Raw genomic sequence first — 25,229 nt, 5'->3', positions numbered from 1 at the left:
CCCAAACAACAAAAACCCCTACCCCCCATTCAACCGATCATCACTACGCGAAGTCGTCGTAACACGCCCATCCGCCCCAAAGTGCACATTGAAGAAAGCCCGTTCAGTCGCGCTTTCCATCCACCGATACCCCCAAACCTCTTCCTGCTTCAGCTTAAACACCTCGACCTTCCCAGGTTTGCCGAGCATGCGGCGGATATCGTCCTTGCTCTGCCCCACACGTACGCGTCCAAAATTCTCGGCGGTCAACACCTGCTCGATCTTCTGCACATGCCCGTCAGGCCCGATCGTCACCATCCACGTTGAAGTCCCTTCCGGCCCGCGGGGATACTCCAGTTGCCGCGTGCCACCTTCGTTCTCCCAGATCATCTCGGGCTGGCCGGCGGTGGCCCTGACATCGTCCTCGGTGGATTGCCCCGCCACGATGCCCTTGAACAGCAGGTTGTCCGGCTTGGCCGATTGCCATGCCCGCTTGGCGGCATCGCCCACACGATCCACAGCCTGGTCGACCTTCTGCTGATCACAGCCGAACAGCCCCAGCAATGAAGCCAGAACGCCCATGGTGACTCCCACTTGTGCGAGTTGACGAAGATGCGGCATGGAACTCCTCGTGTGAAACATGTACCCGCCGCCATTCTGGCAGCCGGGCCACCTGATTACCAACGCTTGTTGAACAGGACCGACGCGCCGTTGATCGTGCCGCCGCGTGCCACCACCGACCACCGCCGCGAAAACTGCCATGTCAGTTTGACGATGGAATCGGCCGTGGACAGGCTCTGCTCGTAGCCAACGGTGATGCGCTCCGAGATTGCCTTGCCCAGGCTCACCACCTGCGGATCGGTCAGGCCAGCGGTGGACGGCCCAATGGAGAACTCGTCGAGCCCGAAGCGCCGCGCCACGTTCTTGCCAGCCACGTTGCCCAACAGGCCAAGTGCCGCGCCGGACATCGCCTGCTGCTGGCCCAGGCCAGCGTTTGATGCGCTATAGCCGAACATCAACCAGGAGAGCTTGTCTTCATCGGGCACATTGGGCTCGGAGACAAGCTTGACGCGCGGCTGGCGCACCGTGCCGGTCACCTGCACGCCCGCTTCGACTTCCTGGTTACGCCGCATGGCGGTGATGTTGAACGACGGGTTGTTGATCGGCCCCACGAAGTTCAGCACGCCGCGTTCGATGGCCAGCTTGCGGCCGAACGCCTCGTACGTGCTGCCCTCGCGCACGTAGATCGTGCCGGTGCCGCGCAGGGGCACGAGCGGTTCGCTGTGCACGTGCATCTGGCCGCCGAGTGACAGGTCTGCACCGGCACCCTTGAAGCGGAAGTTGTCGCCAAAATCGACATCAACATCCACGACCGGGCTGAAGCGGCCAGCCGGCTTTTCTTCCCGCTTGACGCCACGTTCGGCCTGGTTGCGTGCTGCATCGGCACGACGGACGATGACCACGTCGTCGCCGAGCGACGGCGCGCCGTCCTTTGGCAAATCGAACAGGCCGCGGTCGACCTTGAACTTGCCGGTGATGGCCACGCGGTCGTTGTCGTTGGCAATGCGGGCCTGCCCCGACAGCACCAGCGTGCGGTCCGGATCGGCAAAGAGCTGCAGCTTGTCGGCAACGATGGAGCCTGCCAGGTTCGGGTTCGCCTCGCCAAGCTGCACGCGGCCCTGCGCCCGCACCGTGCCGTCACCGCCGTGAAACACCACCTCTTGCAGGTCAACCACGTTCTGGTCGAGCGCCACGCGCACCACGCCCTTGGTCAGGCGGATGCCCTGGTCGTACAGCGCCACGTCAACGTCCTGGCCGGTCAGGAAGCCGCTCACCTTGGGCGCGCCCACCGTACCGGCGAACGTCAGGCTGGCCGCAAGCTGCCCGTCCGTTGCGACGTCCGGCCCAAGCAGGTCCCCAATGCTCTTGAGTTGCGGCAGGCTGATCGTCAAACCGCCGGAGAGCGGCGACGAGGGCGCCATGAGCGCCAAGGTGCCAGGCCCCGGATCACGCACAAGCCCGACACCCGCATCGAGGTAAACGTTGCCGACGCGCGTCGACTGCACGTTGCCGCGCAGCCCCAGGCGCATGCCTTCGCCGCGCGCTTCCACGGTCGCTTCGGTCAGCCCCAGCGGCGTGAAACCACGGCCGGCGTTGATCGACAGATCGCCGCTGCGCCGGGCGATGCGCGCCGTGCCGGTGGCCGTGTTTCCGAGGTCAAGATCCCATTGGCCATCGACGACAAGATCCGTGCGTACCGGCGGAGCCTGGCCCGTCCAGGTGCGCACCAGCTCCAGCACCCGCGCGATCTGTAAACCATCGAAGCGGCCGGCGCTGCGCACGTGGCCCTGGGTCGATTCGACACGCTCGATGTGGATGGGCGTCTGGTCCAGCGTCAGGTCTGCGCGGCCCATCATCAGGCGGCCCGGTGCCACCGACAGCTTCACAGGCGCCGTGAGTTGCAGGTTGGGCGCACCCTGGGCCGACAACGTGGAGATCGTGCCGTCCCACCCATCGCCGTCCTTGCCGGGTGTGAGCGCACCGTCGCCTGCCAGCGCGAACTTGAACGGCTGATTGCGTACGTTGCCGTCAGCGTCGGCGCGGAAGCGGTGGGCGCGCCGCGTGCCGTCCAGCGTGGCATGCACTTCTCGCAACGACAGGCTCGGACCCGTCACACGTTGCGCGGTCAGTTCGAACTGCAATGGCCCGTCGATCCCGTCGCGGATCTGCGCGCGGCCGTTGGCGGTGTCGACCTTGTTTCCCTGATAAGCCAGTTGGCTCGCGCGGAAGGTCGCGTCTACCTGCGGGCGCTTGATCGTGCCGGAGACATCGCCAGACAAGGTCAGCGCCCCACTCACCCCAAGCTGCAAGCGTGCGAGCTGCGGCGCATCGACGTCGACATGCATGCGGTCGCCCGCCCCGCCAAAGCTGCCCCGCAGGCTCGCCTTGTTGCCGGCCACGTCGAGCTTGGCGTCACTGGGCAGCAGGCGTTCGCCGCGCACGTGGACGTTGCCGTCGCCGGTCATCGGCAAGCCGGCGTAATCGCTATCGCGCACCGCAAACTTGATGGCGGCGTCGATCGGCTCGCCGAGCGTGCCGCGCGCGTCGAACTCGGCATTGATGCGGCCCTTGGCCACCTTGGCCAGCCGCGACGGATCGAACTCCGCCAGGTTGCCCTTGAAGGCGAACGACTGCGCATCGTCGTGCTTGAGTGTGCCCGCAAGCGTCAGGCGCGAGCGCCCCAACGACACCTGGGCGCGCTCCACCGCAATTTGCGCCGCATCGAGCACGGCGTTCGCTTGCGCACGCATGTCGCCGCCCGCCAGATCAAGCGCCACACGCTGCGTGCCGCCCGCAAAATCCACGGTGATGGGGCCAGCGAGTTTCGTCTTCTCCAGCGATGCGTGCAGAGCCTGCAGATCGAGCTGCCGCACATCCACGTGGAGTGCGCCATGCCCCTTCTGCACATCGGCGCCGCCCGTGAGCACTGCGCCGCCCAGCAGCCTCACATCCAGACCGGTGAGTTGCTGATCGTTTTCGTTCAGCCGCACCTGAGCACGCAGCGATTGCAGCGGCAGCTTCTGTTTGTCGAGCGTGCCGGGCTGTGCGTTGTCGATCTGGATGGGGCCGGCCACCGTCAGCGTCTTGGCCTTCTCATCTGGGCGCAGATCGGCGTGGATCGACAACGATGCTTCTGGCGCGCCCGGCGCAAACGCACGCGGATTCACATGCTCCGCCGATACGACAGCGCGCGACAAGGGCAACGCGCCGAACGGCGTGGCATCGATCAGCGCCTGTGCGGTCAGCTTGGCGCCGGTCCCGGTCGCCTCGATATGCAACGCCTCCAGCGAGCCCGACAGTTGCGCCGACACCGCCGCATCCTGCTTCTGCCCGTTCACCTCGAACTGCGTAGCCAGCGTTGCGGCGCCGGTGAGTGGATACGGGCGCGTACCGGTCATGCGCAGCGTGGCGGCCAGCTTGCCGGCAGGCGTCTCCATACCGTCGAGCAGCACGTTGTGATGCGTGCCGTCGGTGTGCAGGCTGCCGGCAATCGATTTCAGTTCGGTGGTCGACGTGCCCTGCCTGATGGCAAGCCGCTCGACGGCGAGGCGGTCCACATCCAGTGCCAGCGGCAGCACCAGCGAATTGGGCGGACCACTCGGCGGTGTGGGCGGCGTCGGATGCAGGATCACCTCGACATTGCCGGCACGGAGATACGCGAAGTGCGCATGCCACGGGCCACGCGTGATGGCCCAGCGGCCCTCCACATGGTCAATGCGCACTTCCGTGCTGCCGGCGCGCACGTGCAGATCGCGCAGCGACAGGCCCTCGCGCACCGTGCCGCCTTCCAGCTTGCCCGACACATAAGCGTTGCCAAAGCGCGTAGCGAGCGACCACAACTGCGCCGTGCCCGATTGCGAATGGATGGCCCAAACCAGCCAACCGGCGAGTGCCAGCACAATCGCCAGCAGAAGGGCGATGAACACGCCGAACCAGCGCAGCGTGCGGCGGCCCAAGCCGCGCTGTGGACGCTCGGGGCGCGGTGTTTTGGGTTGCTTCGGTTCAGGCGTTTGCGGATCGGTCATCGTCATGTTCAGAACGCGATGCCCAGCGACACGCTCGGCCGGAACTGCTTCTGCTGGATGCCATAGGCCATGTCGAGCTGGATCGGTCCGACCGGGCTCTTCCAACGTACGCCGACACCCACACCGTTGAACCAGCGACGCTCCGACCAGTTGTCGGTGGCGGTGCCGGTATCCCAGAACACGGCGGCGCCCCATTGCGGGAGGAACCAGCGTTGATACTCCACCCCGCCGGTGACGAGGAACTTGGCCGGCAACGTGCTGCCGTTGACGTCGTTACCGATGCTCTGGAAATCGTAACCGCGCACCGACTGCGTGCCGCCCGTGCGGAAGCGCAGCGTGGCCGGCACGCCATCGCCGGAACCGGATGTGATGACCGCGCCCAGCTCGCCACGCGCGACGAAGATATCGCGCTGCCCCACAGGCACGAACTGGCGGATGCGGCTGTACGACCGCACGAACGATTGGTCCGTCAGCACGCCCTTGACTGCCGCGCCGATCTGCGTGGTGATGATGTTGCCGCGACGCGGGAACAGCGGGTCGTCCACGTCGCGGCGCGTCCAGGCGAACCCCGGGACAAGGGCTTTGCTCAACTGCCGCTCGGCACCATCGGGGCGCAGATCGTCGTAGTAGAAATCAACGGTGAACGACGTCTCATAGATGCCGCGTACGCGCGTCTGCTTGAAGCCGGAACGATAGCTGCGCGTGTCGGTGCCCGACGTGTCGGTGCGGTCCATGCTGGTGTAGAGACTGTTGACGTATTGCTTGTCGTCGGGCGGCACGGTCACGCCGGCAAACAGGTACTGACGGCGCTGTTCGATGCGGGCCTGCGTATCGAGCACCCATGCCTTGCTGAACAGATTCAGATATTGATAGCGCCCTTCCACCGAGGCGCCCGTGTCCGTGCCGTAACCCACACCACTGGTGATGCGGTTGGGCGGGTACTCCCGCACGCGCACGCGCACCGGCGCGTTGACCGGGTTCTTCGGATCGTCACCCAGGTCAACGATGGCATTGGAGAAATACGGCTGCCCCTGGATGGCAGCCTGCAACGATTGCAGCCGATCGGCTGAGTAGTCTTCACCCACGCGCAGCGGATTCACGTGGTTGATGATGCTGAGCGGGTAGCGCGACAAGCCCTGCACTTCCAGCGGCCCCAGCGTGTAGGCCGGACCGCTGTCATAGCCGACCGACAGGTCCGCCTTGCTTTCGTCCGGATCCACACGTGCCTGCGACGACGTCTGCTTGGCCGCGTAATAACGTTTGCTCTGCAGAGCGGCCAGACCGTCGTCCTTGGCCTTATCCCAGCCCGACTGGCGGAAGGCCATGCCGTGCTGCAGGCTCCACGATTTTTTCAATTCGTCGATGCGCTTGGCGTCTTGCATGATGGCCCCGGTAAAGTCGAGCGCCACGGTGTCGATGGTGGTACGCGGGCCGGGCTCGACCTTCACATTGACTACACGGTGGTCCGGCGGGCCGTCCAGCTTCGCGGTCGCCTTGGGCACGAAATAGCCTTCGGTGGCCGTCAGCTTGGTGACCTGGTCGCCAATGGTCTCGACCATGTATTGGAGCTGATCGTCGGTGATGTCCTTGCGGTCTTTGTAACGCGACAGGTCCAGATGGCGCTCGAGCAAGTCGCGGATGGACTTCGGCGCATCGATCTTGACGTCGTATTCAGCGTGCGCCGGGGCCCAGGCGAGGGACAGCGCAAAGCCGGCCGCCAGCGCGGCGGCGGGCAAACCCAGAAAACGAAAGCGTGGTGGTCGTGACGGTCGCGATGGTCGATTGGAGCCGGTCATCGTGGCAAGCGTGGCGCCGCCCCACGGGTCGGCTGAATCGAAGGAAAGGCGTATTTGACCATACCGGGCCCGGCGGGTGCCGAGGCAAATGCAACGAATGCGGCCTTCCGGATCGGCCCGAGGGGTTTCGCACGTGCCGTGCCCAAGGCCGTTAGGACAGCCAATACGGTAAAATGCGCCGGTTTTCCGCCCGGGACCTTTCCGCGCGGGCAAGATCACCCAACATCACATACCGCCATGGCCCTGTACAAGTCCGAGATCACCCAGTTCCTGGAAGAACTCAAGACCCAGAAGCCCGACCTGGAAGCGCAGCAGCGCCAAGGCCGGTCCCTGCTGTGGGACAAGGACCCGATCGACCTGGAAGAGCGCGCCCGCGCCAAGTCTGCCCGCGTGCCGCAAAAGCCGTACGTCTACTCGCTGGACTGATCGGCCAACCGGCCCTCGGCCCGCCAGGCTCACCGCCGCATGACCACTTCCGCGCAGGACAAGCTGCCACTGCCCGTCGAGCTGCCCAGCGTGGCGCCCGATCAGGATTCCACGCCCGCGCAGGTCGACGGCCTCGCCTTTGCGCGGCTTTACGGCGAGCCGCTGTTCAAGCTCCCGCAAGATCTCTACATCCCGCCCGACGCGCTCGAGGTCTTTCTCGAAGCGTTTGAAGGGCCGCTGGACTTGCTGCTGTACCTGATCCGGCGCCAGAACTTCAATGTGCTGGACATTCCGCTGGCGCAGGTCACGCGGCAGTATCTGGCGTACATCGAGCAGATCCGCACGACCAACCTTGAGCTGGCTGCAGAATACCTGCTGATGGCGGCCATGCTCATCGAGATCAAGTCGCGCATGCTGCTGCCGGTCAAGAAGACCGACGAAGGCGTTGAGCCCGAAGACCCGCGCGCCGAACTGGTGCGCCGCCTGCTCGAGTACGAGCAGATGAAGCTCGCGGCGCAGAAGCTCGACACCGTGCCGCAACTGGGCCGCGATTTCCTGCGCGCACAGGTCTATATCGAGCAGAGCCTCGCGCCGCGCTACCCCGACGTCAATTCCGACGACCTGCGTGTCGCCTGGGCAGACGTCCTGCGCCGGGCCAAGCTCACGCAGCACCACAAGATCTCGCGCGAAGAGCTGTCCGTGCGCGAACACATGAGCCAGATCCTGCGCCGCCTGCAGCACGCGCGGTTCATGGAGTTCACCGAGCTGTTCGAAGAAGCGATCCAGTCCGGCAAGGGCGCACCCATCGTGGTCGTCAACTTTGTCGCCATGCTCGAGCTTTCGCGCGAATCGCTGCTCGAAATCACGCAGGCCGAACCGTACGCACCCATCTACGTGCGCCTTGCCTACTCTCCGACGTAATCGGTCGGATCACCACCAAAGCGAATGAAAGTCATCTCGTCGATCCAGGAACTGCGCGATCAGCTGCGCGGCCAGAACCGCGTCGCCTTCGTGCCGACCATGGGCAACCTGCATGAGGGCCACCTGAGCCTGATGCGCCTGGCACGCCAGCACGGCGATCCGGTCGTGGCGTCCATCTTCGTGAACCGTCTGCAATTCGGCCCGAACGAAGATTTCGACAAGTACCCGCGCACGCTGCAGGACGACATCGAGAAACTGCAGAAGGAAGGCGTGTACGTGCTGTTTGCGCCCACCGAGCGCGACATGTACCCCGAGCCGCAGGAGTACCGCGTCGAGCCGCCGCACGACCTGGGCGACACGCTGGAAGGCGAATTCCGCCCCGGCTTCTTCAAAGGCGTGTGCACGGTGGTGATGAAGCTGTTCTGCTGCGTGCAACCCCGCGTGGCCGTGTTCGGCAAGAAGGATTACCAGCAGTTGATGATCGTGCGCCGCATGGCGCATCAGTTTGCGTTGCCGGTCGATATCATCCCCGCCGAAACGGTGCGCGCGGATGACGGCCTGGCGCTGTCGTCGCGCAACGTCTACCTGACCAACGAAGAGCGCGCAGAAGCCCCCGAGCTGTACCGCACGCTGCATCAGGTCCGTCAGGACGTGCTGGAAACCGTGCTGCAAGGCCAGGCTTCGCACGAAGAGGTGACCACCAAGGCGATGGAGTATCTGCGTGGCCGCGGCTGGCAGCCCGACTACGTGGCCGTGCGCCGCCGTTCCGACCTGCAGAAACCGACGCCCGAGAACATCGCTGCAGGCGAACCGCTGGTCGTGCTGACCGCCGCGAAGCTCGGCAAGACGCGCCTGATCGATAACCTCGAAATCTGAGCGACGCAGCCTCGTCCCACGAAAAAGCCCGGCAGTGCCGGGCTTTTTTTCATGCCGCCGCCGACGTGTCGGTAGCGCTCGCCTGCGTAGGCGCTTCCCCCAACCAGTCGAGAATGCCGCTCCACTGCTCCACGTCCTTGGCCACGCGCGAGGGCGCCACGTCCCACAGCGTCAGGCCATGCGCGGCGAGCTGGACGTAGTTCTGGGTATCCCGCAGATAGCCGAGGATAGGTACGTCCAGCCCCTGCACGAAACGCTGGAGCTGTTCCGCGGCACGCGTGCGCATATCCACGCGCATGCCGACCACACCCAACTTGACCTCGCCATGACGCACGGGTTTTTCATCGGCCAGTTTGCGCAGGAAGGTCTGCGTGGCAAGGATGTCGAACATGGAAGGCTGCAACGGCACGATCACGTAACCGGACATCTTGACGAGATCCCCCAGGCGCCAGCCGTGGAGACCCGCCGGCGTGTCGAGCACCACGTGCGTCGTACCCTTGGGCGGCTTGGCGATGTGGTCGGCGTTGATTTCCCACGTGCGGATGGGCTTGGCGGTTTCGGGGCGCAACGCGAGCCATTCGCGTGAGGACTGCTGGCGATCGGTGTCGCCCAGCATCACGGCATGATCCCGCGCCGCAAAGTAGCCGGCCAGATTGGTGGCCAGCGTGCTTTTGCCCACCCCGCCCTTCGGATTCGCTACAACGGCCACCGGCATGCCTGCCTCCTTGCGCTCGTCGAATCATGTGCCGAGTTAGTCACCCAGCGGATCTGTCCATCCGGTAATTATGGCTCACCCTGCACGTCGCAGCGTTCGGAACAGCGTGGCGAGGTCCAGATGCGCTTCGCACGTGTCGGCAAGGCGCTCGAGCGATGCCTCGCGCAATGCGGCGTAGTCCTGCGCCTGCGCATGGCGCACGCCGGCCCAGGCAAGCAACGCTCGGCACGCCTCGGGCGCGTCGAACAAGCCGTGCAGGTAAGTCGCGAGGATTTGCCCGTCGGCGGAGATCGCGCCATCTGTGCGGCCATCGTCGAGATGCACGGCGGGGCGCGTGAGCGCCGCCCCCTCGGTCACGCCCATGTGGATTTCGTAGCCGGCGATGGCCGCACCGCTTTCCGCCAAGGAGCCACGCACCTGACGCAACTGCTTGGCAGCCTCCAGCGTCGTCTCGAAATCCAGATAGCCGAAACCCTCGATGCTGCCAGCTGCGCCTTCCAGCCCGTGCGGATCATGCAAGCGCCGCCCCAGCATCTGCATGCCGCCGCAGATGCCGATCAGCTTGCCGCCGTAGCGCAGATGCCGCGCGATGGCCGCCTCCCAGCCATTGGCACGCAGCCAGGCGAGATCGGCCTGCACGCTCTTGCTGCCGGGCAGGATGATGAGGTCGGCGGGCGGAACCGGCTGGCCTGGCCCGACCAGGCGGACATCCACCTGCGGGTGCGCACGCAGCGCGTCGAAATCGGTGTGGTTGGACACACGCGGCAACACCGGAATAGCAACGCGTAGCGCATCGGCTGAGGCTGTGTGCTGCGCCGTCTGCACCGCGTCTTCTGCGTCGAGGTGAAGGCCGTGCAGATACGGCAGCACACCCAACACCGGCTTGCCCGTCTGCGCGGTCAGCCAGTCGAGCCCGGGCGTGAGCAGAGAAATATCGCCGCGAAACCGGTTGATGATGAACCCGCCCACGCGCGCACGTTCGCTGTCAGACAGGCAGGCGAGCGTGCCGACAAGGTGCGCGAACACGCCACCGCGATCGATGTCAGCGACGAGCACGACGGGGCAATCGACGGCTTCGGCAAACCCCATGTTGGCGATGTCCCTGTCGCGCAGGTTGACCTCCGCCGGGCTGCCCGCACCCTCTACGAGCACGAGGTCGTAACGCGCGCGCAGCCGCGTGTGCGATTCGAGCACGGCAGCCATGGCGGTGGGCTTGTAGTCGTGATACGCGCGGGCATCGAGGTCGCACCGCGGCTGACCGTGGATGATGATCTGCGCGCCGGTGTCGCTGTTGGGCTTGAGCAGCACGGGGTTCATGTCGACCGTGGGGGCAACGCCCGCCGCCTGCGCCTGCAACGCCTGGGCGCGGCCGATCTCGCCACCGTCTGCGGTGACGGCGCTGTTGAGTGCCATGTTCTGCGGCTTGAACGGCGCCACGCGCGCACCCGCACGATGCGCAACGCGGCACAAGCCGGCCACCAACGTGCTCTTGCCAGCATCGGACGTGGTGCCCTGGATCATCAGCGTGCCCCGAAGCGAGTCTGGCGGCACAGGAAATGGAGCTTTCGACATGCGCGGATTATCGCATCGGCGTTATCGTGCTTGGCCGCCGCGCCCTCGCTAAAATGCCGGAATGTCACGCCGCCTCACACTCGTTCTCGGGGGTGCCCGCTCGGGCAAAAGCCATCACGCCGAACAGCTCGCGCTGCAATGCGCGGGCCCCGTCACGTACGTCGCCACCGCCGGCGAGGGCGATGAAGAGATGCAATTGCGCGTGGCCCTCCACCGCGCGCGACGCCCGGCCAACTGGGGGCTGGTCGAAGAGCCCGTGCGCCTGGCCGAAGCGCTCTACACGCACGCGCAGCACGGTGGCTGCGTGCTGGTCGATTGCATGACGCTGTGGCTCAACAATCTGCTCTTCTCTGAGCATCACGAATACCCCGAAACAGGCCTCGTCACGCCGCCCGCGGCCTGGACGGCCGAGATCGATGCGCTCCTTACCGCCCTGCCGCTGCTGCCCGGTGAGGTCATCCTTGTCAGCAACGAAATCGGACTGGGCGTAGTGCCGATGGGCGCCGTCACGCGCTTCTACGTGGACGAGCTTGGCCGGCTGAACCAACGCCTCGCCGCGCTGGCCGACAACGTACATCTGCTGGTGGCCGGCATTCCGATGGTGGTGAAAGGGCCGGCACCCGGCGCTGCAACGTGAGCGTGTCGTCGGGCGGCGTATTCGATCTCGGATGGGCGCTCGTGACGCTGGCCGCGCTCGCGGGCGTGCTGCTCGACCGGCTGTTCGGCGAGGTGCCGCGCTGGCATCCGCTGGTCGGCTTCGGACGCATCGCAACAGCGATTGAACACGGTATGAACCGCGTACCTGCTGCGGTAGCGTGGTCGCGCGTCGTCGGTCTCGTTGCATGGGCAGTCGCCGTTTTGCCGTTTGTGCTGCTGGCGGGATGGCTCGTCGTCATTGCGCGTGATGTGTCACCGTGGCCGGTGGCAGCGCTTGATGCCATCGCGCTCTATTTCGCCATCGGCGCGCGTAGCCTGCATGACCACATCGCGCCGATCGCGCTTGCGCTGCGCGATGCGGATCTGCCGCGTGCACGCGCCCTCGCCTCGCGCATTGTCTCGCGTGACCTCACACAAGCCACCGATGAGCCCATCGCGCGCGCCGCCGTGGAATCCGCGTTGGAGAACGGCAGCGATGCCGTCTTCGCACCGCTGTTCTGGCTTGTGGTGGCAGGCGCCCCGGGCGTCGTGCTGTATCGGCTGGCCAATACGCTTGATGCAATGTGGGGCTACCGCAATGCGCGCTTTACCGGCTTTGGCTGGGCGGCGGCCCGCATCGACGATGTGCTCAACTGGATGCCCGCGCGACTCACTGCAATCAGCTACGCGCTACTCGGCCACACCGCCGATGCGCTGCGCTGCTGGCGCACGCAAGCCCCGCAATGGTCGAGCCCCAACGCTGGCCCGGTGATGGCTGCTGGTGCAGGCAGCCTTCGCGTTCAGCTCGGCGGCGCAGCGCGCTACGAAGGCGTGGACGAAGCGCGCCCTTCGCTTGGCACCGGAGAAATGGCGGCCGCAGCCGATATCGCGCGGGCATTGACACTCGTGTCGCGCACGTTGTTGTTGTGGCTCGGCGTACTAGGGCTGATCGCAGCGTTGGCGTGGCGCCTGTCGTGAACGCCATCGTCCACGGTGGCAATCTCGCGGCCGCACGCGTGCAGTACGGAGAGCCTGCCGGCGGCTGGCTTGACCTGTCCACAGGCATCAACCCGCACGGCTACCCCATCCCGCCGATCCCACCCGATGCCTGGTTGCGCCTGCCCGAAGACGATGGCCTCGAAGCGCAGGCCGCCGCGCACTACGGCGTGATCGACGCGCGGGCCGTGCTGGCGGTTGCAGGTTCGCAAGCAGCAATCCGCACCCTTCCGACCCTGCTGCCGCGCGGGCGTGCCGGCATCGCGCAGATCGGCTATAGCGAATACGCGCCCGCCTTTGCGCGCGCCGGCCATGACGTCGTGCCGCTGCCCGAAGCCGCCTTCCTCGGTGACCTGCCAAGCGACCTGCGGCACTTGGTTGTCGTCAACCCGAACAACCCGACGGCACGCGTGCTGCCCGCAGAGACCCTGCGCGATTGGCACACGCGCCTGCATGCGCGCGGCGGGTCGTTGATCGTGGACGAGGCATTCATCGAAGCGTTCGACGATGGCCCCACATTGGCGCCCCTGGCTGGCGTGCCGGGGCTCGTCGTGCTTCGCTCGATCGGCAAGTTCTACGGGCTGGCGGGCGCGCGCATCGGCTTCGCGCTGGCTGCGCCTGAGCTGGTGTCTGCGCTGCGCGAGGCGCTCGGGCACTGGACCGTCAACGGCCCCGCCCGTGCTGTGGTACGTGCGGCGCTGGCCGATACCGCTTGGCAAGTTTCAACGCGCACGCAACTGCAGCATGCGGGGGCGCGGCTCTCGGCGTTGCTGGATCGCCACGGCTTGCCAAATGCCGCCACCCCGCTGTTTGCCTGGGCACGCGCGCCGCATGCACCGGCCCTCCATGCAAGCTTGGCGCGCCTTGGCATCTGGACCCGCCGGTTCAATGTACCCGTCAGCGGCCTGCGCTTCGGCTTGCCGCCGGATGAGACTGGATGGCAACGCCTTGCCAATGCGCTAGCATCGCTGTCGCACCCTGCTTGACCTGCCCCCCCCCGATGCCCGCTTGCCTCTCTCGTCTCACCCGTCGCGTGCTTGCGTGCGGCCTCTCCGCCATTGCGCTCACGATCGCTGCCGCACCGGCCCTTGCCGCCATTTCCGTCACAGACGATAGCGGTGCCACGGTTACGCTGCAGCGCCCCGCTCAACGCATCGTCAGCCTCGCCCCGCATGCGACCGAGCTGCTGTTCGCGGCCGGCGGCGGCGCACGCATCGTCGGCACCGTGGCTTACAGCGACTACCCGCCTCCTGCGCGCGACATTCCTCACGTGGGAGATAACCGCTCGCTCGATCTGGAGCGCATTGCCGCCCTCAAGCCCGATCTGGTGGTGGTCTGGCGCCACGGCAATGCGCAGAAGCAGATCGACCGGCTGCGTGCGCTGGGCATTCCGCTGTTCTTCTCCGAGCCGCATCGCATGAGCGATATTCCGCGCTCGATCGAGGCACTCGGTACGCTGCTCGACACCCGTGCCAGCGCGCACGACGCGGCCCAGCAATTCCGCCAACGCGCCGATGCATTGCGCCAGCGCTACGCGAGCCGGCCGCCGGTTTCGGTGTTCTACCAGGTATGGGAACAGCCGCTGATGACGCTCAACGGCCAGCACATCTTCTCTGACATGCTGACGTTGTGCGGCGGCCGCAATGTGTTTGCGGGCGAGCCCTTGCTGGTGCCGACCGTTTCGCCCGAAGCCGTCATCGCTGCGAACCCCGAAGTGCTGCTGACCGCGAGCATGGGCGCCACGCAAGGCAGCCGCCCGATCGACACGCTCGACGCGTGGAAGCGTTGGCCGCAATTGCTGGCCGTGCAGCGCGGCAACCTCTTCACCATCAATGGCGACCTGATCAACCGATTCGGACCACGCTTGGTGGAAGCGGCAACGCTGTTGTGCGAAGACCTGGAGCAAGCCCGCATGCGGCGCCTCGGTTCACAAACCACCAACGGGTTGAGCCGCTGAACCGCGCCGCCGGTCAGCGGTTCCAGAACAGCAGCACCGGTAATGCGTCAGGCTGCACGCGAAAGCCGCAGGCTGCGCCCCATTGCAACGGCCATTGCAGCGTCTCGGCCAACGGCCGCTGCAACCAATGCGACGCCAGTGCACGCATACAGCCGGCATGCGTCACCGCCCACACGCAAGCCGCGGGCGTCGCGCTTGTTGCCTCGGCCCAGGTCGTCATGCGCGCCAGCAAATCCGCCGCCGACTCTCCGCCATGCGGATTACCGTGCACAAGATCACGCGCCCACTGGTCGATTTCTGCGCGCGGGATGTCATCCCACTGGCAGCCTTCCCAGGCGCCGAAATCGAGTTCCATCAATTGCACATCGATCTCGATCGCGGGAAGCTGTGCCGCTTGCGCTAAGGCTTCGGCCGTCAGACGGCTGCGCTGCAATGGACTCGCCAACAGGCGATGTGGGGTGTGGGCGCTGAGCTTCTCGACGATGGCTGAAGGCGCAGGGTCCATCGGCAAAGCCAGATCCAGATCGGTGCGGCCATAGCAGAGACCGGCCGCCATGGCAGGCCGCGCGTGGCGGATCAGGATGACATCCATGCCAGCAACCCCCACAGGATCAGCAGCTCGAAAATCTGCTGCGCCATGCCCAGGCAATCGCCCGTGATGCCACCGATGCGGCGCACGAAATATCGACCCAGCAGCCAGCGCGCAACGAACAACCCGCCAGCAATGAACGCCGCGCACACCGGCCCAAACCACAGCAAAGGCGCGATGCCGAACACGCCGGCCCACAAGGCATCGCTCCGTCGCATGCGTTGCGCAACGGGCTTGGCCTTGCCTTCAGCGCGCACGTAGTCGTGGGTGAGCAGGTAGCTGACGGCCGCCGCGCGGCTTGCAGCGTGCGCAGCCACCATTGCAACGAGGATACCCATGCCATGCGGCGCCATCGCGCTGAGCAATTGCCACTTCAGCAGCAGCGCCATGCACACGGCAATCGCCCCGAACGCGCCGATGCGCGAGTCGTGCATGATGCGCAGCCGGTCTTCAGGCGTGTAGCCGCCACCAAAGCCGTCTGCGCAATCGGCCAGACCGTCCTCATGAAACGCGCCGGTCAACAACAGCGTAGCCACCATCGACACGGCTACCGCCACACCGGGCGCGGGCACCGTGCGTGACACGAGCCAATACACCGCGGCTGCCACGGCGCCCACCAACCACCCGATCAGCGGAAAGTAGCGCGCCGCGCGATTCAACCCCGCTTGCGAGAACCCAACCGACGCCGGCACGGGGATGCGGGTGAAATACCCGACCGCCGTCCACAGCGCCTGCCAGTGTTCACGCATGGCGTTCATGGCGATGCACGCCCGCTCACGCCTGCGCTGGCGAAGGTCGCCATCTCGCGCAGGAACGCCACGGCTGACACGACCACCGGATACGCCAGCACCGCACCGCTGCCCTCTCCCAACCGCAACGACAACGACAGCAGCGGCCGCGCATCGAGCACCTCCAGCAGCGCGCGATGCCCACGCTCGTCTGACACATGCCCGAATACGCAATAGCGCAGCACGTCGGGCGCCACCTGCGCCGCCACCAGGACCGCGGCCGTGGCAATGAACCCGTCGACGAGGATGACCATGCGCCGCTGCGCAGCCTCGAGTACCGCACCCACCATCGCCGCGACCTCGAAGCCGCCGAAGCACGCAAGCACGTCCAGCGGCTCACGTACGTCTGCATGCTTGGCCATTGCAGCCTCCAGGACGGCACGCTTGTGGGCAAGGCCGTCATCGTCGAGCCCCGTGCCGCGGCCAACGCATTGCGCGACCGGAAGATTGCACAACCGCGCCATCAGGCACGCGGCAGAGGCCGTGTTGGCGATGCCCATTTCGCCCAGCGCGATCACGTTGGTGCCGAGCGCCGCGTGGTGTGCCACGCGTTGCGCGCCGAGTGCCATGGCGCGGTCGCGTTCGTCGGCGGTCATGGCGGCTTGCGTAGCACCCTCGTCGGCGAAGTTGCGCGTGCCGGGGCCGACAGGTGCGTCGACCAGGCCGGGCGTATCCGCAGTCCACAACGGTGTGGCGACCCCGGCGTTCACCACCTCCAATGCAAACCCATGCTGGCGGCAGAACACATTGACAGCCGCACCACCCGCGATGAAGTTGAGCACCATCTGGGCGGTCACCGCTTGCGGGTAGGCGCTCACTCCGGCATGGGCGATGCCGTGGTCGGCGGCAAACACCACCATTGCAGGGCGCGTGAGCTGCGGCGTATCGGTGTTCTGGATCAGGCCGATCTGCACGGCCAACGATTCGAGCCGGCCCAGCGCGCCGAGCGGCTTGGTCTTGCTGTCTACGGCGACCTGCAGGCGCGCGCGCAGCGCATCATCAAATGGTGGAATGTGGATGACTTGGTTCATCACAGCTCGACTCCCGGCTGCGCCTGGATGCCTTGAGAAAAAGCATGCTTGACGAGCGTCATGTCGGTCACGGTATCTGCGGCGTCGATCAATTCGGGCGGCGCACCGCGCCCGGTAATCACCACATGCTGCGCCGGCGGCCGCGCACCCAAATCGGCCAGCACCGTCTGCACGTCAAGGTAGTGGTACTTGAGCGCAATGTTCAGTTCATCCAGCAGCACGAGGCCGACGGTCGGATCGTTCAACAGCTCGCGCGCGCACGCCCATGCGGCTTGCGCCTTTTCAATGTCGCGCGTGCGGTCCTGCGTTTCCCACGTGTAGCCCTCGCCCATCACGTGGAAGCTGCATTGCTCGGGAAACCGGCGCAGGAAACGCTCCTCTCCCGTTGGGATCGCGCCCTTGATGAACTGCACCACGCCGACCTGCATATCGTGGCCCATGGCGCGGATCACCATGCCAAAGCCGGAGCTGGATTTGCCCTTGCCGTTGCCGGTGTTGACAAGCAACACGCCGCGCACGTCGGTGGCGGCGGCGATCTTGGCATCCACTACAGCCTTCTTGCGCTGCATGCGCGAGCGGTGGCGCTCGTTCAGCGCGTCATTGTTGTCTTCAGTCGTCATCGGAGTCATCGGGAATCAAGGCCGTACGGCGGCCGTCGGCCACCTCGGCAATTGGCGTGCGCAGCACGCGCGCGCAGTGCTCGGGGGTGAGCACATCGGCAGCGATGCCGGCGGTGGTATGCCCTTCGCCGTCGATCAGCAGCGCGTGCGTGGCGAAGCGGCGCGCGAGGTTCAAGTCATGCACCGTCAGCACGACCAACCAGCCGTGTTTGCGGCAGCCTTCGCGCAACAGGCGCAACACCGCAACCTGCTGATGCAAATCGAGGTGCGCAACGGGCTCATCGAGCAGCAGCACGCGCGCCTCTTGCGCCACCACGGCAGCCATCGCCACGCGCTGACGTTCACCGCCAGAAAGCGTGCGCACATCGCGTTGTGCCAGCGACTGCAACTGCAGCGCAGACACCGCGGCATCTACAGCGCGTGCATCCGCATCGCCCTCCCACTCCCAGCGCGCGAGATGCGGGTGGCGGCCGGTCATCACGGCGTCGTACACCGTGATCGGAAAGGTGTCATGCAAGGTCTGCGGCAGAAACGCGCGGCGGCGGGCCATCGCCAGTGCAGGCCAGTCGGCAAGGGCCACACCGTCGAGCGTGACGCTGCCGCCGTCCGGCAAGCGCAAACCAGCCAGCACGGCAAGCCATGTCGACTTGCCCGCGCCGTTCGGTCCGACCACGCACCAGAGTTGGCCTGCCGTGGCCGTCATCGACAACCGCTCGATCAACACGCGTCCATCGATGGTCACCCGCAGATCGCGCAGCGCAAGTTCGGGCTCCGCATCCAACTGCGCGCATGCGTCCGTTGCGGGACGTGGACGGCGCCACCAGCTCATCGCGCGCTCCGCATGAGCAAGTAAAGAAAGGTCGGCACCCCCAGCAGGGTGGTGATCACGCCCACGGGCAGTTGCGTGGGGGCGATCAGCGTTCGGGCGATCAGGTCGGCCAGCATCAGCAGCCCGCCGCCAGCCATCGCCGTGGCAGGCAGGTGGATGCGCACGTCGCGTGTCCACGCCAGGCGCACCATGTGCGGCACCAGCAGGCCGACAAAGGCGACCGAGCCCGCAATGGTTACCGCCACCGCCGTGCATAGCGAAGCCACCACATAGATCAACGCACGCACACGTGCTACTGGCACACCCAGCGCACGGGCACGGGTTTCGCCGGTCAGCAGCACGTTCAGGTCGCGCGCATGGGGCAGCACCACCGCCACCGCCACCACGAGCGCCATCAAGGCGCCCGCGTAACGATCGGCGCCCCCCAAGTCGCCGACCATCCAGAAAATCATGCCGCGCAGCTTGTTCTCGGGCGCCACTGTCAAGATAAGCGTGATCAGGCCGACCCAGCCGGAGGCCATGACCACGCCACCGAGCAACAAGCGCGCGTTGGCCTCGCCGGGCTCGCCACGCCACAGGTGCTGACGCGCCAACGCCGCCACCAGCGCCATCGACAGCAATGCTCCCGCGCCGGCACTCGTCTGCACGGCCCACCACGGCAGCGAAAACAACATCGCCGTGAGCGCCGCCACGGCCCCGCCGCCGGACACGCCCAGCACATACGGATCGGCCAGCGGATTGCGCAGCAGCATCTGCATGAGCGCCCCGGCAAAGGCCAGCAGCCCGCCGGCAGCAAACGCAGCGCCCGCACGCGGCAGGCGCAATTCGGTGACGATGCCTGCAGCCAGGCTGTCGCCACCGCTATTGCCAAAAAAGAGGGCCCGCCAGACCTCGGCGGGCGACAGCTTCACACTGCCGAGCATCAATGACGCCACCAGCACCACCACGCACGCAAGCGCCAGCAGCAACCACAGTCGCCAGGCAAAACCGCGTGCGGGCAGTGCAGGTGTTGTCATCGCTTCGGTTCGTGCTGTTGCCACGACAGCGTGAAGAACACCCCACGCGATGCCGTGTTGTACGGATAGATCAACTGGTAGTTCTTGTTCGTCACGTTTTCAACACGTGCCGACACCGCCCAGTCAGGCGTGATCTGGTAGCGGCCGACCAGGTTCAGCAGGCCATAGCCGCCGAGTGTCTTGGTCGAATCCTGACGATCGCCCGCCGCATTCCACTCCACACCCGCAGAGAACGGTCCGAACGTCTTGTACGCCGAAACGCTGCCAAAGTGCCGTGCACGGCGCGACAGCAGCCGGTTGGCCGACAAGTCCTGCGGGTTCTGCATGGTAAAGCTCGCACGCAGGTCCACGCCATAGATCGAACCCCGATACGACGTCTCGAGCCCGTTCACACGTGCGCGGTTGACGTTGGCTGCGGAGCAATTGAAGTCTGCATCGCATACGGCCGTGATCAGGTTGCTGTAGTCCGTCTCGAACGCCGTTATGCGCACCAAGCCGATCGCGCTGCTGTATTCCACGCCGCCTTCCACCGAGCGCGCCTTCTCGGGCTGCACGTTCGGGTTGCCGAAGAACGGGTAGTACAGTTCATTGAAGCTTGGCGCGCGGAAGGCGTTGCTCACGCTCGCCACCGCCTTCCATTGCGGGTTGAACGCGAAGCCGTAACCGGCGTAGTAGCTGTTGGCGCCGCCAAAGTCCGAGTAGCGGTCGCGACGCACGTTCAACTGCAACTGGTGCGGACCGAACTTGCCTTCGTAACCGATGTAGGCGGAATCGACGTTGCGCGTGGGCACGTCGTAGGCGTCGCTGTCGATGCTCGTCTGCAGATGCTCCAGCCCCACCTTGAGCAACTGATTCGGCATGAAGGCCCAGTCGTTCTGCCAGCTCGCCGTTTGGTTGCGCGTGTTGAAACGCGCCGGCACCTGCAACACGCCGTTCGTGTAGTTCAAGCTGCGGTCATCGCCTTGGGACAGCGTCACACGCGTCTTCCAGTCCTGCGTCACCTTACCGTCTACGTAGGCCGACATCGAGCGCACCACGTTGTGCGCGACGTTGATGTCGGTAGGCTGGCCGAAGGCGCTGTCGTAGCTGACATCGCCCCAGGTCTGGAGGTAGGTCAGCCCGGCCTGCCAGTCTGCCGAGAACCGATGCGACAACTGTGCCGACACGCTCTTGTTCGTGTAGTAGTTGTCGTTCGGGTTGGCGTTCGGCGCCTGCAACGGGTTGATGGAGGAGAAGCCATTCGTCTTGAACTCCGACACCGACAGCGCGAACGACGTATCGCCCCGCTCGCCCAGCGAGCCGCCGATGCCCGCCTGCGCCCGCCTGGTATTGCGCGCGCCGTACTCGATTTCCGCATTGGCCAGCGGCGGATGTCCCTTGCCGCTGCGCGTAAAGATTTGCACCACGCCGCCAATCGCGTCCGAGCCGTACAGCGCAGAGACGTTTCCGCGCACGATCTCGATGTGATCGATCTGATCGGCCATCAGCTGGTCGATCTGGGCGCTGCCCGTGGTTCCGGAACTCACGCGCACACCGTCAATCAGAATCAGCGTCTGGTTGGAACTGGCGCCACGCATGAAGATGCTGGCGGTGGAGCCGGGGCCACCGCTCTGCGCGATCTCGATGCCGGCTTCGCGGCGCAGCAGCGTCACGGCATCCGGCGCCTGCGAGCGCTCAATGTCGGCGCGCGAGATCACCGTGGTATGGGGCAACGCATCCGATAGGGGCTGCTCGCTGCGCGAGGCGGTCACCACCGTCGGGTTCAGTTCACCCACTGGCGTGCTGGCTGCCTGTGTATTGCTTTGTGCCCAGGCCGGCGCAACTGCACCTGCCATAACCCCCGTTAGTGCGCCGGCAAGCGCGCGCATGGCCGTCCGGGGCATCCGGAGTGGCCGCTTTGTAGTCAAGCTCATGTTGAAAAGACAAGAAGCGTCAGCCGGACCCGTTCCCCCGCGGGTCGCTGGCAGCAGGATCTCGATGCGGTTCCCTCCAGGGTTGCACATCGGCTCTGAGATCCACCGTCCTGGCCGGTATCCGGGCTGGCGAAGCGGCCTGTCCGCCTTCCCATTCCCGAGGGAACAGTGGCGTATGGACAGACCGCGCGGCACCCATCTTCTTTGCGAGATGGCGGGCGCACGCGACGTTCGCTTACCGTTGCGGGGGCAGCGCAGGTTGGCGCATCGCTTGGGGCGCGCGCTCCCTGCTTCCCGTTTAACTGCAGATGGTGCTGCGGGCACCAGGACGCCGCGAAGTTTAACGGAAAAGGCGCGTAAAACTTGCCGCATTCGCGGTAAAAACACACCCTACGCCCGCCGTGCCGGCTGCGTCGCCTCATTCCGCCGCATATTGCGCATCCGTATGGAGGACAGGCGCGACGCGCATGATCGGCTAAAATCCCCCCACTCGATTCTGATTGACACCCAATGCTGAACGAACTCGAACAACTTGCCGGCAAGATCGCGCGCGTGCTGCGTCACGCCGATGCGCTAGCCGCCGAGAACCAGCGCCTGCGCGCCGAAGTCGAGCGGCTTCAGGCGGAAGCCGAGGCCTCCAAGACCGAGCGCGACGCGATGGTCGCCGATCGCAGCGTGCTCAATGCCAAGATCGAAGAAGCGCAACTGCGCATCCAATCGATTCTCGACAAGCTGCCCACGGCCACCGACGCGCGCCAGCTTGACCTCCTCGGCCAGGCCGCCGGCGCCGAAGAAACAACGGCCGCCCCCGCCCCGCACTCGGAGACCTAAGCATGAGCAGCAAGCAAATTGAAGTGAACATCGCCGGGCAGCCTTACAAGTTTGCTGTCTCGGTCGATAACGAAGCGGCCCTGCGTGAAGCCGCAGCCATGGTCGACAACCAGATGACCCGCATCAAGAACGGCTCGAACACCAAGGGCATCGAGCGGGTTGCCGTGATGGCCGCCATCAGCATCGCCTCGGATTTGCTGTCGATGCAACGCCAGGCCGCCTCCGATTCCGCCCTGCCGATCGACACGATTCGCGCAAAGCTCGCCGACCTGAACGCCCGCACGGACGAGGCGCTGCGCCAGTACGGCGACGTCATTTGACTCAATACAAACCGTGTTTGTAACCGGATCGCATCCGGGCTTGGGTTCGGATGCGAACGGGTGTATAGTGTCACCCAATGGCTTCCGGGATCTCCCGCAAACCCTTGCAGCATAAGGCTTTAGCGGCTACAGGGTAGAGAAAAACGGTTGCCTGCGATGAATCTTTCAGACGCATCGCCATGCGCTCAAAATACAGCGTGATGATGCGTCTGACAGTTTCCCTGCCTGGTTCGCCATGGCCATTAATTCCTTGAACCGATAAGCATTGCTTGGTGCGGGATATGCCGTGTGGGCGAGCGCGTCTTCCAGTGCATAGCGTGCGACGCAAGTCGTGGGCTCCCTGTGCCGGTGATGTACCCGAAATGCGGCTTCCGCTGCCACTCTGAACCTCACTTGGGTTCAGGATGCGGGTCTAGCGGCCAAGGTGGGGACCCAATAAAAGGCGGTAGTGCACATGTGCGCTACCGCCTTTTTCTTTGTCTATCCTCGATACGCCCGCCATTGCCACAGCGCCAATGGCGAGGCCGCAGCCGTGTTGCTATGCTGCGCACACCGTCACCTCCCTGCACGTCGCCCGCGCACCCCACACGATGGCCACCCAATACTGGTTGATGAAGTCCGAGCCCGACGAGGCCAGCATCGACACGCTGCACGCCGAAGGCACCTTGCCCTGGACCGGCGTCAGAAACTATCAGGCACGCAACTTCATGCGCGACCGCATGCGCGTCGGCGATGGCGTGCTGTTCTACCACTCTTCCTGTCCGCAGCCCGGCATCGCGGGGCTGGCGGAAGTCTGCTCGACCAGCTATCCCGATCCCACACAATTCGACGCCAAGAGCCATTACCACGACCCCGCCTCGAAGCCGGAAGCGCCGCGCTGGATGCTCGTCGACGTGAAGTTCGTGCGCAAATGCGCGTTGATCGATTTGCCCACGCTGCGCGCACAGGAACAGCTCGCCGACATGACGGTGCTGCAACGCGGCAACCGCCTTTCGATCACGCCCGTCACGCCCGCGCAATGGCGTTACATCACAACCAAATTGATGCGCGATCCTGAGTGAATGGTTGGCATCGGCAGGGAATTGTTACAAACGTGATGAACGATGCGCGTAACAGCCAGTCAGACGCATCACATTGCTTTTTTGGGAGAACACAATGAAATCTGTCCTGGCCGCAACCATTTTGGGGACTGCAATGATGACGACTGCTTTCGCACAAGCCGCTCCTGAAACGAATCATTCAGGCGTGCTGTCGCTGGACGCGCAGGCCGTGGCCGAAGTGCCGACTGACACTGTCACGCTCACGCTGAGCGCCGAGCAGGAAGGTGCCGACCCGGGCGCGATTTCCACGGCTCTGTCGCGCAAGGCCGATGAGGTGATCAACCAGGCAAAGCGCACGTCCGGCGTGCAGGCAGAAACAGGCGGTTTCAATATCTATCCAAACACCGATCGCAACGGCAAGATCAGCGTCTGGCGCGGCCGTGCGGAGGTGCGCATCACGTCGAAGGACTTTGCAGCGGCGTCCAAGCTGGCAGGCCAACTGGCCAACCAGATGCAGGTGCAAAACGTGAACTTCACGCTCTCGCGCGAGGCGCGCACGGCGGCGGAAGCCAAGCTGGTGGACCAGGCCGTGAACTCGTTCCGCGACAAGGCCCTGACGACCACCAAGCTGTTCGGCTACACGAGCTACACGATTCGCGATGTGCACGTGAGCGAGGGCAGCAACAACCCGGGCCCGCGTCCGATGATGCGCATGGCAGCCGCTCCGGCATCGTTCGATTCGGCGCCGGTGCCTATCGAAGGCGGCAAGGCGCAGGTAACGGTGACCGTTTCCGGCGCCGTGCAGATGCTGAAATAAGCAGCGAGCCGCTCCATGAAAAAAGCCACCGACATTCGGTGGCTTTTTCTATGTGTGCGGTAGCAGCGTCAGGCGTGCGCCTGGTTTTTTGCGCCGTTGCCTGCACGACGGTAAGACCAAACCAGCATGGCGATGCCGATCAGGATCATCGGCAGCGACAGCCACTGCCCCATCGACAGGTTCGCCGCCAGCAGGCCGAGGAAGTTGTCCGGCTCACGCGCAAATTCGGCAGCGAACCGGAACACGCCATAGCCGAGCAGGAATGCGCCCGACACCGCGCCCGTCGGCCGCGGCTTGCGCGCATACAGCCACAGGAGGATGAAGAACAGCACGCCTTCGCCGAGGAACTGATAGATCTGCGAGGGGTGGCGCGGCAGCATGTGGTACTGGTCGAACAGGGCCTGCACGCCGCTGGTGACGGCCTCGTGCGCGTGCGAGAGTAGCCACTCCCGGTCTTCGCCTTGCGCCTGCGGGAACATCATCGCCCACGGCAGATTGGGCGACGACACGCGGCCCCAGAGCTCGCCGTTGATGAAGTTGCCGAGGCGCCCCGCTGCGAGGCCGCACGGCACCATCGGCGCGATGAAATCGGTCACCTGCATCCACGAGCGGCCGCGCATGCGCGCATACAGCATCATCGCGACGACCACGCCGAGGAAGCCGCCGTGGAAGGCCATGCCGCCTTCCCAGACCTTGAAGATGTCGAGCGGGTGGGCGAAATACCAATCCGGCTTGTAGAACAGGACGTAGCCGAGGCGCCCCCCGAGAATCACCCCGAGCACGCCGTAGAAGAGCATGTCGTCAAGGTCGCGGCCGCTCCAGCCTTCGGCTGCGATGTGCGGCTGGCGCGTGCGCAGGCGGCCGAACCACAGGAACATGATGAACGCCGCCAGATACATCAGGCCGTACCAGCGGATGGCGAGCGGCCCCAGATGCAGGGCGACGGGGTCGAATTGCGGATGGATGAGCATGAAT

The 25,229-nt window shown here is 65.3% G+C and carries 24 protein-coding genes, 1 other RNA gene and 1 riboswitch; of the genes, 12 read left to right on the top strand and 13 right to left on the bottom strand.

From position 1 onward, the window contains the following. Positions 1–18 precede the first annotated feature (18 nt). The 3 genes from ACTJK4_RS07825 to ACTJK4_RS07815 all read right to left on the bottom strand — a co-directional run bounded on the left by ACTJK4_RS07825 (position 19) and on the right by ACTJK4_RS07815 (position 6,361). On the bottom strand, positions 19–561 hold the full coding sequence (locus ACTJK4_RS07825; RefSeq protein ID WP_260801979.1) for a hypothetical protein: 543 nt from the start codon (positions 559–561) through the stop codon (positions 19–21). A gap of 95 nt (positions 562–656) precedes the next feature. After that, positions 657–4,565, bottom strand: a complete 3,909-nt coding sequence (locus tag ACTJK4_RS07820) for a translocation/assembly module TamB domain-containing protein (RefSeq protein ID WP_440817286.1) — start codon at positions 4,563–4,565, stop codon at positions 657–659. Between the two features lie 8 nt (positions 4,566–4,573). Continuing rightward, the gene (locus ACTJK4_RS07815; RefSeq protein ID WP_440817284.1) at positions 4,574–6,361 is read right to left on the bottom strand and encodes an autotransporter assembly complex protein TamA; all 1,788 of its coding nucleotides are present in this window, start codon (positions 6,359–6,361) and stop codon (positions 4,574–4,576) included. Between the two features lie 237 nt (positions 6,362–6,598). On the opposite strand from ACTJK4_RS07815, the gene ACTJK4_RS07810 reads away from it, so the two are divergent. From ACTJK4_RS07810 to panC, 3 genes are read left to right on the top strand one after another with little or no spacing between them, the layout of a single operon-like run. Further along, on the top strand, positions 6,599–6,787 hold the full coding sequence (locus ACTJK4_RS07810; protein ID WP_024975037.1) for a DUF3460 family protein: 189 nt from the start codon (positions 6,599–6,601) through the stop codon (positions 6,785–6,787). A 39-nt stretch (positions 6,788–6,826) separates the two neighbouring features. Beyond that, a complete protein-coding gene (locus tag ACTJK4_RS07805; protein ID WP_232040744.1) occupies positions 6,827–7,708 on the top strand; it encodes a segregation and condensation protein A in 882 nt (293 codons plus the stop codon). Between the two features lie 24 nt (positions 7,709–7,732). Beyond that, positions 7,733–8,584 (top strand): pantoate--beta-alanine ligase, encoded by an 852-nt coding sequence (panC, locus tag ACTJK4_RS07800; RefSeq protein WP_232040745.1) that lies wholly within the window; start codon positions 7,733–7,735, stop codon positions 8,582–8,584. A 49-nt stretch (positions 8,585–8,633) separates the two neighbouring features. Here the strand turns inward: panC and ACTJK4_RS07795 are convergent, their stop codons facing one another. Together ACTJK4_RS07795 and ACTJK4_RS07790 are read right to left on the bottom strand one after the other, a co-directional pair. Next, positions 8,634–9,299 carry a ParA family protein gene (locus ACTJK4_RS07795; protein WP_232040746.1) on the bottom strand — a complete coding sequence of 222 codons (666 nt, stop codon included), beginning with the start codon at positions 9,297–9,299 and terminating at the stop codon, positions 8,634–8,636. 75 nt (positions 9,300–9,374) lie between these two features. Beyond that, the gene (locus ACTJK4_RS07790; RefSeq protein ID WP_440817280.1) at positions 9,375–10,871 is read right to left on the bottom strand and encodes a cobyric acid synthase; all 1,497 of its coding nucleotides are present in this window, start codon (positions 10,869–10,871) and stop codon (positions 9,375–9,377) included. A gap of 61 nt (positions 10,872–10,932) precedes the next feature. Between ACTJK4_RS07790 and cobU the strand changes: the two genes are divergently transcribed. The 4 genes from cobU to ACTJK4_RS07770 are packed head-to-tail and all read left to right on the top strand — an operon-like array spanning position 10,933 to position 14,460. Next, positions 10,933–11,508, top strand: a complete 576-nt coding sequence (gene cobU / locus ACTJK4_RS07785) for a bifunctional adenosylcobinamide kinase/adenosylcobinamide-phosphate guanylyltransferase (protein WP_232040748.1) — start codon at positions 10,933–10,935, stop codon at positions 11,506–11,508. Further along, on the top strand, positions 11,505–12,485 hold the full coding sequence (cbiB, locus tag ACTJK4_RS07780) for an adenosylcobinamide-phosphate synthase CbiB (RefSeq protein WP_440817277.1): 981 nt from the start codon (positions 11,505–11,507) through the stop codon (positions 12,483–12,485). Before cobU ends, cbiB begins: the two co-directional genes overlap by 4 nt. After that, complete coding sequence (gene cobD / locus ACTJK4_RS07775; RefSeq protein WP_440817274.1) at positions 12,482–13,489, top strand: threonine-phosphate decarboxylase CobD; 1,008 nt, start codon at positions 12,482–12,484, stop codon at positions 13,487–13,489. The genes cbiB and cobD overlap by 4 nt, the downstream gene beginning before the upstream one ends. Positions 13,490–13,503: 14 nt before the next feature. Then, positions 13,504–14,460: a cobalamin-binding protein gene (locus ACTJK4_RS07770; protein ID WP_260801985.1), complete on the top strand. Its 957-nt coding sequence runs from the start codon at positions 13,504–13,506 to the stop codon at positions 14,458–14,460. Between the two features lie 13 nt (positions 14,461–14,473). Here the strand turns inward: ACTJK4_RS07770 and cobC are convergent, their stop codons facing one another. The 7 genes from cobC to ACTJK4_RS07735 are packed head-to-tail and all read right to left on the bottom strand — an operon-like array spanning position 14,474 to position 21,216. Beyond that, on the bottom strand, positions 14,474–15,052 hold the full coding sequence (gene cobC / locus ACTJK4_RS07765) for an alpha-ribazole phosphatase (RefSeq protein WP_232040752.1): 579 nt from the start codon (positions 15,050–15,052) through the stop codon (positions 14,474–14,476). Next, on the bottom strand, positions 15,037–15,807 hold the full coding sequence (locus ACTJK4_RS07760) for an adenosylcobinamide-GDP ribazoletransferase (protein ID WP_440817270.1): 771 nt from the start codon (positions 15,805–15,807) through the stop codon (positions 15,037–15,039). Before ACTJK4_RS07760 ends, cobC begins: the two co-directional genes overlap by 16 nt. Then, on the bottom strand, positions 15,804–16,868 hold the full coding sequence (gene cobT / locus ACTJK4_RS07755) for a nicotinate-nucleotide--dimethylbenzimidazole phosphoribosyltransferase (protein WP_440817268.1): 1,065 nt from the start codon (positions 16,866–16,868) through the stop codon (positions 15,804–15,806). The genes ACTJK4_RS07760 and cobT overlap by 4 nt, the downstream gene beginning before the upstream one ends. After that, the gene (gene cobO / locus ACTJK4_RS07750) at positions 16,868–17,488 is read right to left on the bottom strand and encodes a cob(I)yrinic acid a,c-diamide adenosyltransferase (RefSeq protein WP_440817265.1); all 621 of its coding nucleotides are present in this window, start codon (positions 17,486–17,488) and stop codon (positions 16,868–16,870) included. Before cobO ends, cobT begins: the two co-directional genes overlap by 1 nt. Continuing rightward, positions 17,478–18,317, bottom strand: coding sequence for an ABC transporter ATP-binding protein (locus ACTJK4_RS07745; RefSeq protein WP_440817261.1), 840 nt, complete (start codon positions 18,315–18,317; stop codon positions 17,478–17,480). The genes cobO and ACTJK4_RS07745 overlap by 11 nt, the downstream gene beginning before the upstream one ends. Beyond that, positions 18,314–19,333: a FecCD family ABC transporter permease gene (locus ACTJK4_RS07740; RefSeq protein ID WP_316870017.1), complete on the bottom strand. Its 1,020-nt coding sequence runs from the start codon at positions 19,331–19,333 to the stop codon at positions 18,314–18,316. Before ACTJK4_RS07740 ends, ACTJK4_RS07745 begins: the two co-directional genes overlap by 4 nt. Continuing rightward, on the bottom strand, positions 19,330–21,216 hold the full coding sequence (locus ACTJK4_RS07735; protein ID WP_232040758.1) for a TonB-dependent receptor domain-containing protein: 1,887 nt from the start codon (positions 21,214–21,216) through the stop codon (positions 19,330–19,332). Before ACTJK4_RS07735 ends, ACTJK4_RS07740 begins: the two co-directional genes overlap by 4 nt. 125 nt (positions 21,217–21,341) lie before the next feature. Further along, positions 21,342–21,589, bottom strand: a riboswitch (cobalamin riboswitch). 167 nt (positions 21,590–21,756) lie between these two features. Here ACTJK4_RS07735 and ACTJK4_RS07730 point away from each other — a divergent pair. The 5 genes from ACTJK4_RS07730 (at position 21,757) to ACTJK4_RS07710 (ending at position 24,254) form a co-directional block, all read left to right on the top strand. Beyond that, positions 21,757–22,077, top strand: a complete 321-nt coding sequence (locus ACTJK4_RS07730) for a hypothetical protein (protein WP_260801993.1) — start codon at positions 21,757–21,759, stop codon at positions 22,075–22,077. Between the two features lie 2 nt (positions 22,078–22,079). Further along, on the top strand, positions 22,080–22,397 hold the full coding sequence (locus ACTJK4_RS07725; protein WP_260801994.1) for a cell division protein ZapA: 318 nt from the start codon (positions 22,080–22,082) through the stop codon (positions 22,395–22,397). Positions 22,398–22,612: 215 nt separating this feature from the next. After that, positions 22,613–22,832, top strand: a non-coding RNA gene (gene ssrS / locus ACTJK4_RS07720) — 6S RNA. Positions 22,833–22,987: 155 nt separating this feature from the next. Beyond that, the gene (locus ACTJK4_RS07715; protein ID WP_232040760.1) at positions 22,988–23,458 is read left to right on the top strand and encodes an EVE domain-containing protein; all 471 of its coding nucleotides are present in this window, start codon (positions 22,988–22,990) and stop codon (positions 23,456–23,458) included. Positions 23,459–23,552: 94 nt separating this feature from the next. Then, positions 23,553–24,254 (top strand): SIMPL domain-containing protein, encoded by a 702-nt coding sequence (locus ACTJK4_RS07710; protein WP_260801996.1) that lies wholly within the window; start codon positions 23,553–23,555, stop codon positions 24,252–24,254. Between the two features lie 68 nt (positions 24,255–24,322). Here ACTJK4_RS07710 and lgt read toward each other — a convergent pair whose 3' ends face one another. Then, the gene (lgt, locus tag ACTJK4_RS07705) at positions 24,323–25,225 is read right to left on the bottom strand and encodes a prolipoprotein diacylglyceryl transferase (protein ID WP_322017420.1); all 903 of its coding nucleotides are present in this window, start codon (positions 25,223–25,225) and stop codon (positions 24,323–24,325) included. Positions 25,226–25,229: the final 4 nt, after the last annotated feature.

This window comes from Ralstonia sp. 22111, from assembly GCF_052045895.1.
GTDB lineage: Bacteria > Pseudomonadota > Gammaproteobacteria > Burkholderiales > Burkholderiaceae > Ralstonia > Ralstonia wenshanensis.
This window is presented reverse-complemented; position numbering and strand designations above follow the sequence as displayed.